The organism is Phenylobacterium sp. (assembly GCF_020253645.1).
Lineage (GTDB): Bacteria > Pseudomonadota > Alphaproteobacteria > Caulobacterales > Caulobacteraceae > Phenylobacterium.
Genome location: NZ_JADCBG010000030.1, coordinates 1 through 12104 on the forward strand (window position 1 = coordinate 1; position 12104 = coordinate 12104).

General features: G+C 64.1%; 12 protein-coding genes. 7 read left to right on the top strand and 5 right to left on the bottom strand.

All coding sequences use genetic code 11. The features are described from left to right. The coding region (locus INE98_RS02280) for a CopG family transcriptional regulator (RefSeq protein WP_293536215.1) at positions 1-314 on the top strand (314 nt) is incomplete at its 5' end. A gap of 256 nt (positions 315-570) precedes the next feature. On the opposite strand, the gene INE98_RS02285 is transcribed toward INE98_RS02280, so the two are convergent. Genes INE98_RS02285 through INE98_RS02305 form a run of 5 tightly spaced genes read right to left on the bottom strand, consistent with a single transcriptional unit; the run spans position 571 to position 6703 of the window. After that, positions 571-3828 carry a DEAD/DEAH box helicase gene (locus INE98_RS02285; RefSeq protein ID WP_293536216.1) on the bottom strand — a complete coding sequence of 1086 codons (3258 nt, stop codon included), beginning with the start codon at positions 3826-3828 and terminating at the stop codon, positions 571-573. Beyond that, the gene (locus INE98_RS02290; protein WP_293536218.1) at positions 3821-4609 is read right to left on the bottom strand and encodes a hypothetical protein; all 789 of its coding nucleotides are present in this window, start codon (positions 4607-4609) and stop codon (positions 3821-3823) included. The genes INE98_RS02285 and INE98_RS02290 overlap by 8 nt, the downstream gene beginning before the upstream one ends. A 2-nt stretch (positions 4610-4611) precedes the next feature. Continuing rightward, a complete protein-coding gene (locus INE98_RS02295) occupies positions 4612-5148 on the bottom strand; it encodes a gamma-glutamylcyclotransferase family protein (protein ID WP_293536219.1) in 537 nt (178 codons plus the stop codon). Then, complete coding sequence (locus INE98_RS02300; protein WP_293536221.1) at positions 5145-6464, bottom strand: type II toxin-antitoxin system HipA family toxin; 1320 nt, start codon at positions 6462-6464, stop codon at positions 5145-5147. The genes INE98_RS02295 and INE98_RS02300 overlap by 4 nt, the downstream gene beginning before the upstream one ends. Next, entirely contained in the window at positions 6461-6703 is a 243-nt protein-coding gene (locus INE98_RS02305) for a helix-turn-helix transcriptional regulator (RefSeq protein WP_293536223.1), read from the bottom strand. Before INE98_RS02305 ends, INE98_RS02300 begins: the two co-directional genes overlap by 4 nt. A gap of 350 nt (positions 6704-7053) precedes the next feature. Here INE98_RS02305 and trbB point away from each other — a divergent pair, with 350 nt between their 5' ends. From trbB to trbK-alt, 6 genes are read left to right on the top strand one after another with little or no spacing between them, the layout of a single operon-like run. Further along, positions 7054-7995: a P-type conjugative transfer ATPase TrbB gene (gene trbB / locus INE98_RS02310; protein WP_367120158.1), complete on the top strand. Its 942-nt coding sequence runs from the start codon at positions 7054-7056 to the stop codon at positions 7993-7995. Next, positions 7992-8324, top strand: a complete 333-nt coding sequence (locus INE98_RS02315; protein WP_293536226.1) for a TrbC/VirB2 family protein — start codon at positions 7992-7994, stop codon at positions 8322-8324. The genes trbB and INE98_RS02315 overlap by 4 nt, the downstream gene beginning before the upstream one ends. Beyond that, complete coding sequence (locus INE98_RS02320; RefSeq protein ID WP_204993715.1) at positions 8324-8605, top strand: VirB3 family type IV secretion system protein; 282 nt, start codon at positions 8324-8326, stop codon at positions 8603-8605. The genes INE98_RS02315 and INE98_RS02320 overlap by 1 nt, the downstream gene beginning before the upstream one ends. Positions 8606-8614: 9 nt before the next feature. Continuing rightward, positions 8615-11053 carry a conjugal transfer protein TrbE gene (gene trbE / locus INE98_RS02325; protein ID WP_293536230.1) on the top strand — a complete coding sequence of 813 codons (2439 nt, stop codon included), beginning with the start codon at positions 8615-8617 and terminating at the stop codon, positions 11051-11053. Then, positions 11050-11811 carry a P-type conjugative transfer protein TrbJ gene (trbJ, locus tag INE98_RS02330; RefSeq protein WP_293536232.1) on the top strand — a complete coding sequence of 254 codons (762 nt, stop codon included), beginning with the start codon at positions 11050-11052 and terminating at the stop codon, positions 11809-11811. Before trbE ends, trbJ begins: the two co-directional genes overlap by 4 nt. 10 nt (positions 11812-11821) lie before the next feature. Beyond that, entirely contained in the window at positions 11822-12103 is a 282-nt protein-coding gene (trbK-alt, locus tag INE98_RS02335; RefSeq protein WP_293536233.1) for a putative entry exclusion protein TrbK-alt, read from the top strand. Position 12104: the final 1 nt, after the last annotated feature.

Here is a 12104-nt window from a genome sequence, read left to right on the forward strand (position 1 = left end):
CGTCATTCTTGTCGCCCGATGGCGCGGACAAGCGCGAGGCCGCGTTCGCCCGCCGCCTCGACCGCCTGTCACGCCAGGTTCAGCGCCTCGAGCGCGACCTCGGCATCACCGCGGAAACGCTCGCCCTGTTCGTCCGCTTTTGGCTGACCATCACGCCACCGTTGCCGAACGACGCACAGGCCTCGGCGCAGGCTAAGGGGCGTGAGCGCTATGACGGATTCGTCGAGACACTGGGGCGACGCCTGCAGAAGGGGCAGAGCTTCTTGAGGGAGATTCCGGACGACATCAGCGGCGGGGACACATCAGATGGATAATATAACATTTGGAATAGTTTATGCTGTTCCGCTCAGCTCCCTCACCTCGGTCATTGCTGACGATTCTTCAAACGCCCGAAATCGACATCTTTGTCGAAGTTGAGACTCCAGCGGAGTCGGATAATTCAGCAAGTTTCTGGCCAGGCTGACCTCCTACCGATACTCGATCAGCTCTGGCTGATTTCCGGCTGGCACAAGGGCTCGCCTTCGCTGGGTACTGCCCAGTGCGAAGGAAGTGCAGTCAGGCACCTACGGCCTACAGCGTCTCGGACGGGTCCGCTGACGGGCTAGCGACCGACCCAAACGCTAGGATGGCGTCGAGATGGCGCATGACGTGCTCGAAATCGGAGCCGAGCACCGGCGGACGATCCCCGACCATTTCAGCAAACGCCCGGTGCAGAAGGACCCGCGAACGCGCGTTTGGGGTTCGGTATGCAAACGCGACCTTCTCCGGTGAGTCGACACCCCGACGGATCGCGTAGGCGAAGATTTCGAGCACCGCAGGATTCGCAGCGACCTTTTCCTTGGCCGTCAGCGTTTGGCGGATAACCTCAGCGGCCGCTGCAGCGACCATGTAGAGTTGTCGATTGGCGATCCGATTGATCAGGTCGCGCGTGCGCTTGCAGACACCGATCTTGGCCGCGGGAACGCCAAGTGAGGCCTCGATGCGATCGAAGGGTTCGCCTTTGAGCCACGCAGACAGCGCGGTCTTGAGTAGCGCCATTTCCGCAGCCGTGCTGTCGCCGCCGGTCTTCTTGCCGCGAGTAACAGCCTTGACCGTGTCGACAGCTGATCCAAACAGCAAAGAGTAGCTTGTGCGATCGGCGATCATGAAATCGATTAGCCATTCCATCCAATCGCATACGGTCGAGGGTAACGAGTCGATTTCCGCCTCAACTTTCGCCGCAATGGCCGCTAATGGCTCGACCGCAAGACCCGTGAAGGCGGCGATCTGCATCACGGGCACCGACGTATGTTCAGTGGCCGTGTCAAGCGCGGTCTTCAACGCACCTAGTTTCTCGTCGAAAGCGGCATCCTGCTTGGCTTGCCGCGCCTGGTATCCGGCAAAGGAACGGCTGATCATCTCGACCGCCATTTCGACGGCCGTGTCTTCCGCTTCGCCCGCCCGAAGTCGGCTCAGGAGGTAGCGCACACCCGCACCAGAGAGTTCGCCGGCCTGAATGCGGTCAAGCAACGGAGTCAGCGGATCGTCGATCGTCACGCATTGATCGTTCTCCGGCAGCACCGCCTTAAGCATCTTGAAGGCTTCGCTTTCGGGGGCGGAATTGGCGTCGAATTGCACCACTGGTTCCGGAATCAGGAGCACTGTACCGTTCGCCAGATGGCCGGCGCGTCCGGCACGACCGGCTGCGTTCAATATCTCATGGCCTTCGAGCGGTTTGCGGCCATCTTCATTGTGCCGCATCGTGCCTGCCAAGATTGCGATTTGCGCGGGAAGGTTCATGCCCTGCGCCAGCGTCGGGGTCGCGACGATGACGTTGACGCCTCCGGCCTTCTTGAAGACCGATTCGGCGAGCCGTCGCTCGAGCGGGATCATGTCTCCGTTATGTGGGATTGCAGGCGCAGTTGGGTCGAACAGCGAGCAGCATTCGGCACCGAGTTCAGCCACCGTGTCGACCCAGAGGCTATTTTCGGTTTCAGTGAGAGCGGGTGGAGACGGCAGCTTGCCACGAAGCCGCTTCGCCGTGGTCGGCGCGTGGTCGGCTTGCTGTACGAACATGATGGTCTTCAGTCCAGCAACAGCCGCGTTCTTGGCCAAAGCTGCCCCAACATCATTCGCGTTTGGGCTTGCGCCGCCCGTCCCATGCCCGAGGACGACGGGCACATCGGAAAGCCGCACGAGCCGCATGTCGGTCGGTACGGTTTTAAGCCAGGCATGGTGCAGCCCGAACAATGCATATGCGTCGACATCGAGCGGTGGTGCCTTGTAGGACGCTTTGAGCCGTTTCTTACGCCGGACGATCATGTTTGCGGCATCGACTTGCGCCTTCGGATAGATCACCACGCCGCGTGCCTGCCGGCTCGGCTTCCAGGGATCATGAAAACCGACGCAGGGACGCCCGGTAATCGAGGCAAGCCAATCGGCCACCTCTCCGGCATTCTTCAGCATCGCAGAGAGCAACAGGAGATCGGCGTTTGGTGCGCGTTTGATAGCATGGAGCAAACACAGCATTGCGTCCACGCTACGGGATCCGCCGCCATCGGGGCTCAACAGATGGCATTCATCGAAGACCAACAGGCCAAGATCGCTCATGTCGGTGTCGGTGAAGCTCAGCAGCGCAAGGCATCGCTCGGGAGTCATCACTTCGATCGATTCGAGCTCTGGTCCGCGGATCAGCGCGGTGAGGTCGCCATCGGCCGACACGACGCTGTCTATCAGACTCTCTGGAAAGCTCTCGGCAAGATCATCACGAAGCTGATCGACCAGAGCCAAGGTCGGGACGAGGAAGATGACCTTCTTGCCGGCGGACAAGGTCGAGGCGATCTTCAACTCTGAAAGCGTGGTTTTGCCCGCGCCGGTGGGCAGTACCAGCACCGCTGACTTTCCAACATCCAGAAAATGCGTAGCCAGAGCGGCGCGGTGATTCGGCCAAAGCACCGGTTTGCTCGACGCGCGATGGCGAACCCACAGCTTCCAAGAATTCTCTTCCGCACCCGCGGGCGGTGGGATTCGAGTGACGCCAACGTCCTCAAGTCCGTCTGCGACGTGCATAAGCAACCGCGCCAGATGACGCGGTCCCGCATAGCTGGAGGTAATATTGAGGCCAGTGTCCGGAAGACTCAGCGGACGGGTTGCGAGTTCCACCACTCTGGCGAAGGCAAGCTGAGGGGTTTCGAACGATTGATAGGCGAGCTCGACACGAGGACGATCGAGCAAGCGTGCTACCATTTGCACCAGACCGCTCCAGCACAATCCGTACAACGCCTGCGTCGCCCGTTCATCAAACGGCGCATCGGCCCCAGGCCGCAATCCTGCCAAACGGTTGGCACGCTCGAGGATCGCTTCAAATCGTTCCAAGGCAAGGTCTTCGACGCTTTCTACCAGAGCGCCGCGATGAATATCTTCAAGACGGGGGCCTGCGAGTTCGCGAGCGGCTTCACGCGCGTCAGGGCTCTGCTCAGCGATCAGGAACAGAAGTGGTGCCGATACGCGCGGATCAATGGCCCGCGTGGTCAGGAGTTCATCGCGCTCCTCGAGATCCGGGCGGATACGGGCCAGAAGCTGATAAGCGGTCGCTGCGACGAAGGCGGCGGCCCGGCGTTCGTGATCTTCTGCACCGCGGTCGACAAGCGCTTCGTAGATAGTCGCGATCCGCTCGATACGCGCGAGTTGGGCGAGGTAGTCGGGCTGCTCGGCTAGCGATGCCGCACGCAGCCTGAGGCCGGCCAGTTCGGCGTAGATACCGGTCAGTTCTTGCGGCAGCATCGACGGGTCGACGCCCTCAAGAGCCGGCGCGCTCCGGATCAAGGCTGCGGTTTGCGCGTCAAACATCGAACGTCGAAATCCGCGCCCAGACGCGATCCGCGAAATCAGCAAACCAGGCCCGAACGTCGTCTAGCGGGAGCGTGTTACCGCCGCGCTTGTCCAAAGCCACCTGAAGAGAATCATAGTCCTTGAACAACGCGACGCATTTGGCCGCTGGAAACTGCGATGGCGAAACAGTCAGCGATGCTTCAAACGCCAGCGGGCGCGTCTGAATCAGCGTGTCATATGCCGTCTTGAGCTCGTATCCATTGAAGCCGTAGCTTTCCAGCAAGGCGAGAACGGCTTGAGCCAGCTGATTATCGCGCTTGCCAGAAATGTACTCACGAAACGACTTCAGCACCTGGCTCTGGAATTTTTGCCGAGCATGGATCGTGCATTTGTACTCGTATACGGTCGCCTTCGTCAGCGTCTTCGTCGCCGGATCGACCGTAATCTTGACGCCATCAGTGCCCTGGTTGGTCGCCTTAAGGTGCGAATTGTCGATCTTTTCATCGCCCGTCTTGCCCTTGCGGGCAGCGACCCAGCAAATGATCTCGAATAAAAGACCATCGCGATGTTCGATACCCTTTTCCGTCGTAGGATGCAGATCTTTGTCGAGCGTCTCTTTCAGCCCGGCCGTGATTTTCGGCGGCGCCAATTGCGTGCCCACAAGGATCAGCGCCGCGTGGAAAGCCTGACCGACCAACACCAGCGCGACAAGCTGCGCGAGATCGTCAGGGGCATCGACGCTCCATTGTTCTCCCTCGCATTGGGGGAGCGCCGCCATAGGATTGAGAGTGATCGGCACGCCTATCCCAGACCTTCAAGTAACGTTCGGTAATCTTGGATGCCATGCTCTCGCATCGCCTCAATGGCTTCGACGCGGGTCCTTCGACCCAATTCGGTATCCGCGACGAAGCGCGTGCCCCTCAGCGCGGCGACATGAGCTGTGTCCAGCCCATGATATTCGGCGCCGGCAACGACGGTCGCGAGGTACCAATCGAAAGGCCGTTGTGTGTGGTCCAATGAAGTGCCCAGATAGCTGCTCGTCGGAACAGTGACTCCCTCGACGGCGAAAGCGTCGTCGCGCCGGTAGCCAGATCCTACCCCCTCGTACCGGTCCAACAGCTCTCGTTCGGCCAGATCAATCTCGAAAATGACCCCGGGCACGGCGGAATTCGGCTCGGCAACCAGTGTCGCTTTGCCCGAGCCGTCTTTACTCGCCTTCGAGAACGCAAGACTCCAGGCGCGCGCAACTCCCGTCCCGACGACCTTCGCCGACGGGCAGCGGCCAAGCAGTCGTGCCGGCAACATGTTGGAGCCATACGCGAAGTAGAGAAATGTCATTGGCCATTGCTCCCTTCGACATTCCCGCCATCGCGCAGTTGGTTGGCCGAGCGGACGGGTTCCGCCACCGTCAATGCGCAGCGCTCCGCTCGTTCGCGGACCATCGCGGCAAGGCTTTCGATGGCCGTCCGATCGAAGCCAGGGCGCACCAACTCGGCGGCAACCTCGCCTGTTCGCGTAATCACGCCTTTGCTGATCTCCGCAACCCGTCTTCGTATCAGGGGCACGCCGAGTCCCGCGTCCGCCGCAAATGCTGCCCATCCCTTCGCGTCCAGTTCGGCGAGCGTGGCGCGTTTCCCGATCTTCATGGCGAATTTCGGCGAGAGATCGGGATAGGCAACGGTCGCAAGCAAATCATACAGCGGGGCGAGGCGTGGGCCTTCGGCGTCGTAGAGGATCGAGAAATTCTTGCCGTGTGCGTCGGCGTTCCCGGCGATCACATTGAAGATCACCGCATCGAGAAGCTTCAGCACGTCGACGGCGGGCCTGGCGGCGACGCGGCGGAGCAGCGCGAAGCAATCCTTAAAGGTCGGGCCGCCCTCGCTGGCGTATTTGGTTTCCGGCGGCACGCCGAGCGCCTGGCAGAAATCCTCCTGGTGGATCCGGCGCACAATGCCATCGGCGCCGATGGCGCGGTCATAGCGATGGACCAGCAGAAACGTTCGATCCTGAACGGTGCGCGCTTCTGCCTGCGCGACATCGAGACCGATTGCGGCAGCAAGGCGCATCACGAACGCTTCGTTCTCGGTCGTGGCCGCGAAACGCGATATCGGCGGCTTGAGAATATGAGTCGTGGCCTGGCCCGGCGCAGGCAACGCCACCGCTTCATCCAGCAGAACCACCGGCACCTTCGATTGCGCGCCGGCGAGCGAGAGGCGCAATCCTTCCTCGCCCGCGAGCAGCGGGCGGACGGGCAGCGCGTCCAGCACCCGGATCAGGCCTGCATCGTCAAGCGGGGTTGGCCGTTGATCGGGGGCAAGAGTAGCCGGTACTTCGCCGGGCGGCAGAAGCTGGAGCGCGCCCGCGACATCGCCGCCGAGACGATCGAGAAGGGCGAAATCATTGGCGCGCGACACGCCGAGTGCCTGAGCCGCCGCGTCGCGCTGGCCTTCCTCCGGCAGGAGGCCACCGAAGAACGGGCGGCACTCGCGGCGAGTGAACGGTTCCGCCCGCTTTGGCAGCGAAGCGGACAAGGGCTGCGCCGCCTCATCGTCAAGCCAATCCGGCGCATAGGCGAAGCCGAGTTCACCATGCTGGTCCTGCGTCAACTGGCCCACCAGGCGCCCGTCCCACCAGATATCGAGGGTGCGCGTCATCCCTTCCGCGCTCCTTTGGTGTCGGACGGCGGCGTGATATCGAGCGAACATCCGAGCGCAGACAGGACCTGAAGCGTCTTGCCGATCTGTGCGGTCGGCTTGCCCGCTTCGAGATCGACGATGAAACGCAGGCCGACGCCCGCTGCACCCGCAAGCTCGTCCTGCCGCAGGCCAGCGGCTTTGCGGGTGGTTCGGACGATGTCGCCTATCTCGGCGGTGGTGAGGTTGCGTCTGGCCATGATCTTTACCGAACGGGAAAGTATCATGGATTCCTGGAGAATGTCTATCAGAATTTCCCGCTCGGGAAAGCCTGCGTCTCGGGGTAGCTCCCGGGCCTGAATTGTTCCCGCTCGGGAAAACGTGCCGATCGGGAGCCTCAGACGCTGCCGTGACTCGACGCCAGTCCGCCGATCACCTGTCTTTCTTCGCCACAGTACGATGACCCCCTGAGCGTTGTTGCAACGCCTCAATTCCTGCCTTTCTTACTCATCCCCGATCCAGGGCCGCGCATCGCGCGGGCCCGCAAGCGAACGGGGACGACGTGGCGGTTAACCATCAGCAATCGGAAGCAGCCTCACGCGGCGCACGCATGTTGCGCACCGCACTGGGGCCTGCAATCGCCCGATTCATGGAAGACCCCGCGATCGTCGAGGTCATGCTCAACCCGGATGGGCGGCTCTGGGTAGACCGGCTCTCTGACGGACTGTCCGATACGGGAGAGCGACTTTCGGCGGCCGATGGCGAACGCATCGTCCGCCTCGTCGCCCACCATGTCGGCGCCGAGGTGCATGACCGTCGGCCGCGCGTCTCGGCCGAGCTCCCCGAAACCGGCGAGCGCTTCGAGGGCCTGCTGCCGCCAGTCGTGACGGCTCCGGTTTTCGCGATCCGCAAGCCCGCCGTCGCCGTCTTCACGCTCGACGACTATGTCGCCGCGGGCATCATGACGGCAGACCAGGCCGCCATTCTCCGGCAGGCGGTCGCATCGCGCGCCAACATCCTCGTGGCCGGCGGAACCAGCACCGGCAAGACCACCCTGACCAATGCTCTGCTGGCCGAGGTCGCGAAGACGACCGACCGCGTCATCGTCATCGAAGACACACGCGAGTTGCAATGCCGGGCGCAGAACATCGTCGCCATGCGCACCAAGGACGGCGTCGCGACGCTGTCCGACCTGGTGCGCTCGTCGCTGCGGCTGCGGCCGGATCGGATCCCGATCGGCGAGGTGCGTGGGTCAGAGGCGCTCGATCTCCTGAAGGCCTGGGGCACCGGCCATCCCGGCGGGATCGGCACGATTCACGCGGGCACTGCGCTCGGCGCGCTACGCCGCCTTGAACAGCTCATCCAGGAAGCCGTCGTCACCGTCCCCCGGGCGTTGATCGCCGAGACCATCGACCTCGTCGCCGTTCTCTCCGGCCGCGGTGCCGCGCGGCGCCTCGCCGAACTCGCCCGCGTCGACGGGCTCGCAGCGGGCACCGACTACCGCCTTTCCCCTGCAACCCAGCCTCCAGCCCCACAAGGAGATCCCGCATGATCCGACACATCGCGCGCGGCCGCCAGCGCCTCGCGACCGCCGCCACGGCGCTGGCCCTGAGCTTTCTTCTAGCGCCCGCTGCTCATGCATCCGGCTCTTCCATGCCTTGGGAAGCGCCGCTGCAGTCCATACTCCAGTCGATAGAGGGTCCGGTCGCCAAGATCATCGCGGTCATCATCATCATCGTCACCGGCCTGACGCTGGCGTTCGGCGATACGAGCGGGGGATTTCGCCGCCTCATCCAGATCGTCTTCGGCCTGTCGATCGCCTTCGCGGCGTCCAGCTTCTTCCTGTCGTTCTTCTCGTTCGGCGGCGGGGCGCTCGTCTGATGGCGGGCCTCCTGCATCATCCCGATGAGGTCGCGGGCTTCTCGGTTCCGGTCCACCGCGCGCTGACCGAACATATCCTGCTGGGCGGCGCACCGCGCAGCATCGCCATCATGAACGGCACGCTCGCCGGTGCTGTCGGTCTCGGCTTGCGGCTGTGGCTGGTCGGTCTCCTCATCTGGGCGATCGGCCATTTCGCCGCCGTCTGGGCAGCAAAGCGCGATCCGCTCTTTGTCGAAGTGGGCCGCCGGCATCTGCGCATTCCGGGTCATCTCGCGGTCTGAGGCGCGGCCATGATGAACCTCGCCGAATATCGCCGCACCGCGACCCGCCTCGCTGATTTCCTGCCCTGGGCGGCGCTGGTTGGCGAAGGGGTCGTGCTCAACAAGGATGGCAGCTTCCAGCGTAGCGCGCGCTTCCGTGGTCCCGATCTCGACTCTGCTGTGGCCGCCGAACTGGTCGCCGTCGCCGGTCGCCTCAACAACGCCTTCCGACGTCTGGGCTCGGGCTGGGCGATCTTCGTCGAAGCGCAGCGTCACGAGGCCGCCTCCTATCCGGCAAGCCGCTTCGCCGATGCCGCCTCCGCCCTCGTCGATGCCGAGCGCAAGGCCGACTTCGAGGAAGCCGGCGCGCATTACGAGTCGAGCTACTTCCTGACCTTCCTCTATCTCCCGCCCGCCGAGGATGCCGCGCGGGCGGAGACCTGGCTCTACGAGGGCCGCCAACAGTCCGGCGTCGATCCCCATGAAGCCCTCGCGGCTTTCATTGACCGCACCAACCGGGTCCTCCAGCTCGTCGAAGGGTTCATGCCGGAATGCCGGTGGCTCGATGACGGCGAGACCCTGACCTACCTGCACGCGACAGTGTCCACGAAGCGCCACCGCGTGCGCGTTCCGGAAACGCCGATCTACCTCGATGCGCTTCTCGCCGATGAGCCGCTGACCGGCGGCCTTGAGCCGCGGCTCGGCGCCGCCCATCTGCGCGTGCTGACGATCAACGGCTTTCCGACGGCGACGACCCCAGGGATTCTCGACGATCTCAACCGGCTCGCCTTTCCCTACCGCTGGTCCACGCGGGCGATCCTCCTCGACAAGACGGACGCCACCAAGCTGCTGACGCGCATCCGGCGGCAGTGGTTCGCCAAGCGCAAGTCGATCGCCGCGATCCTGAAGGAGGTGATGACCAACGAGGCATCCGCGCTCGTCGATACGGACGCTGCGAACAAGGCGGCCGATGCCGACATGGCCTTACAGGAGCTAGGAGCCGACTATGCCGGTCAGGCCTATGTGACCGCCACCGTCACCGTCTGGGATGCCGATCCGCGCACCGCCGACGAGAAGCTGCGCCTCGTGGAAAAGGTGATCCAGGGCCGCGACTTCACCGCGATGTCCGAGACGATCAACGCCGTCGATGCCTGGCTCGGTTCGCTGCCCGGCCATGTCTACGCCAACGTCCGGCAGCCACCGATCTCAACCCTTAACCTCGCCCACATGATTCCGCTCTCGGCGGTCTGGGCCGGGCCGGAACGGGACGAGCATTTCGGTGCGCCGCCGCTGCTTTACGGCAAGACCGAAGGCAGCACGCCGTTTCGCTTTTCGCTGCATGTCGGCGACGTCGGCCACACGCTGGTCGTCGGGCCGACCGGCGCTGGCAAGTCCGTGCTGCTCGCGCTCATCGCGCTTCAATTTCGGCGCTATCCGGATGCACAAGTCTTCGCCTTCGACTTCGGCGGCTCGATCCGGGCGGCCGCGCTGGCGATGGGGGGCGACTGGCACGACCTCGGCGGCAGCCTGACGGACGGCGCCGCGTCGTCGGTGTCCCTTCAGCCGCTCGCGCGCGTTCACGAGACCCACGAGCGCGCATGGGCAGCCGACTGGATCGCCGCCATCCTTGCCCGCGAGGGCGTCACGATCACGCCGGAGGTGAAAGAACATCTCTGGACAGCGCTGACTTCGCTGGCGTCTGCGCCGGTCCCCGAGCGCACCCTGACAGGCCTTGCCGTCCTCCTTCAGTCGAACGATCTGAAGCAGGCGCTGAGACCCTATTGTGTGGGCGGTGCCTACGGACGGCTGCTGGACGCCGAAGGCGAGCAGCTAGGGGAAGCTGCGGTCCAGGCCTTTGAAACCGAAGGGCTGATCGGCGGCGGCGCGGCGCCGGCCGTCCTTGCGTATCTTTTCCATCGGATCGGCGACCGTCTGGATGGACGGCCCACGCTCCTGATCGTCGACGAAGGCTGGCTCGCGCTCGACGATGACGGCTTCGCGGCGCAACTGCGCGAATGGCTGAAGACGCTGCGCAAGAAGAACGCGTCCGTCGTCTTCGCCACGCAATCGCTGGCCGACATCGATGGGAGCGCGATCGCTCCGGCCATCATCGAAAGCTGCCAGACGCGCCTGCTGCTGCCGAACGAACGCGCGATCGGGCCCCAGATCACCACGATCTATCGACGCTTCGGCTTGAACGACCGCCAGATCGAGATCCTCAGCCGGGCCACGCCCAAGCGCGACTATTATTGCCAGTCGCGACGCGGCAACCGGCTGTTCGAGCTGGGGCTCTCCGAAGTCGCCCTCGCGCTTTGTGCGGCATCCTCGAAAGCTGATCAGGCCGCCATCGAGGCGATCCTCGCCGAGCATGGCCGCGACGGCTTCCTGCCGGCCTGGCTGCGCGCCCGCGATGTCGGATGGGCCGCCGACCTCATCCCCGATCTCACCAACCTGGAGCCCAAGCCATGATGATCCGACGCTCTCGCGCGGCGCTGTTCGCCGCAACCATCCTGTCGATGCCCGTGGCCTTCTCGCCGGTATTCGTCACCCCGGCTGCGGCGCAGTGGGTCGTTTATGATCCGACCAACTACGTCCAGAATGTCCTGTCGGCCGCGCGGGCACTCGAGCAGATCAACAACCAGATCCAGAGCCTTCAGAACGAGGCGCAGATGCTGATCAACCAGGCCCGCAATCTCGCGAGCCTGCCCTATTCCTCGCTTCAGCAACTCCAGCAATCGGTGCAGCGCACGCAAGCGCTTCTGGGTCAGGCACAGCGCATCGCCTTCGACGTGCAGCAGATCGATCAGGCCTTCCAGAGCCAGTACGGCAACATCTCGCTGTCGACCTCGGATCAGCGGCTCGTCGCCGATGCTCGCTCGCGCTGGCAGAACACAGTCGGCGGCCTTCAGGACGCACTCCGCGTGCAGGCCGGTGTCGTCGGCAACATCGACACCAACCGCGCCGAGATGGCGGCTCTGGTCGGGCAGAGCCAGGGCGCGACCGGCGCGCTTCAGGCGACCCAAGCAGGCAACCAGCTGCTCGCATTGCAGGCGCAGCAACTCGCAGACCTGGTCGCGGTCGTCGCCGCCAACGGCCGAGCGCAGGCGCTTGTCGATGCCGAGCGGGCCGCTGCCGCCGAACAGGGTCGTGAACAGCGCCGCCGGTTCCTGACCCCGGGGTCCGGCTATCAGCCCGGCAACGCCCGGATGTTCCCGAACGGCAACTGAGGGCGGCGGGATGGACGGCAAGACGCTGGCCCGCGTGGGCGCGATCATCTTCGTCTCTGTTGCGATCACGGCAACGGCGATCGAGATGAGCCGGAAGGAGGAAAGGCCAGCAATTCGGCCGACGCCCGTGCTTGAGGAGGCGGCGGACCCGCTGCGCGAAGGCCAGCGTCGCTGCCAGCAGATGGGGGAAGCCGCGGCTCGGGACAGCGAGTGTCTGCGCATCTGGGCCGAAACCCGCGACCGTTTCCTTGGCACCCGCACCGCGCCTGGACGCGCCGACGAAGGGCGGTGAG

Excerpts from the sequence above, each read along its gene's own strand:
- INE98_RS02285 (WP_293536216.1), bottom strand. The coding sequence starts at position 3,828 with ATGTTTGACGCGCAAACCGCAGCCTTGATCCGGAGCGCGCCGGCTCTT.
- INE98_RS02295 (WP_293536219.1), bottom strand. The coding sequence starts at position 5,148 with ATGACATTTCTCTACTTCGCGTATGGCTCCAACATGTTGCCGGCACGA.
- INE98_RS02300 (WP_293536221.1), bottom strand. The coding sequence starts at position 6,464 with ATGACGCGCACCCTCGATATCTGGTGGGACGGGCGCCTGGTGGGCCAG.
- INE98_RS02305 (WP_293536223.1), bottom strand. The coding sequence starts at position 6,703 with ATGGCCAGACGCAACCTCACCACCGCCGAGATAGGCGACATCGTCCGA.
- trbB (WP_367120158.1), top strand. The coding sequence starts at position 7,054 with ATGTTGCGCACCGCACTGGGGCCTGCAATCGCCCGATTCATGGAAGAC.
- INE98_RS02315 (WP_293536226.1), top strand. The coding sequence starts at position 7,992 with ATGATCCGACACATCGCGCGCGGCCGCCAGCGCCTCGCGACCGCCGCC.
- INE98_RS02320 (WP_204993715.1), top strand. The coding sequence starts at position 8,324 with ATGGCGGGCCTCCTGCATCATCCCGATGAGGTCGCGGGCTTCTCGGTT.
- trbE (WP_293536230.1), top strand. The coding sequence starts at position 8,615 with ATGATGAACCTCGCCGAATATCGCCGCACCGCGACCCGCCTCGCTGAT.
- trbJ (WP_293536232.1), top strand. The coding sequence starts at position 11,050 with ATGATGATCCGACGCTCTCGCGCGGCGCTGTTCGCCGCAACCATCCTG.
- trbK-alt (WP_293536233.1), top strand. The coding sequence starts at position 11,822 with ATGGACGGCAAGACGCTGGCCCGCGTGGGCGCGATCATCTTCGTCTCT.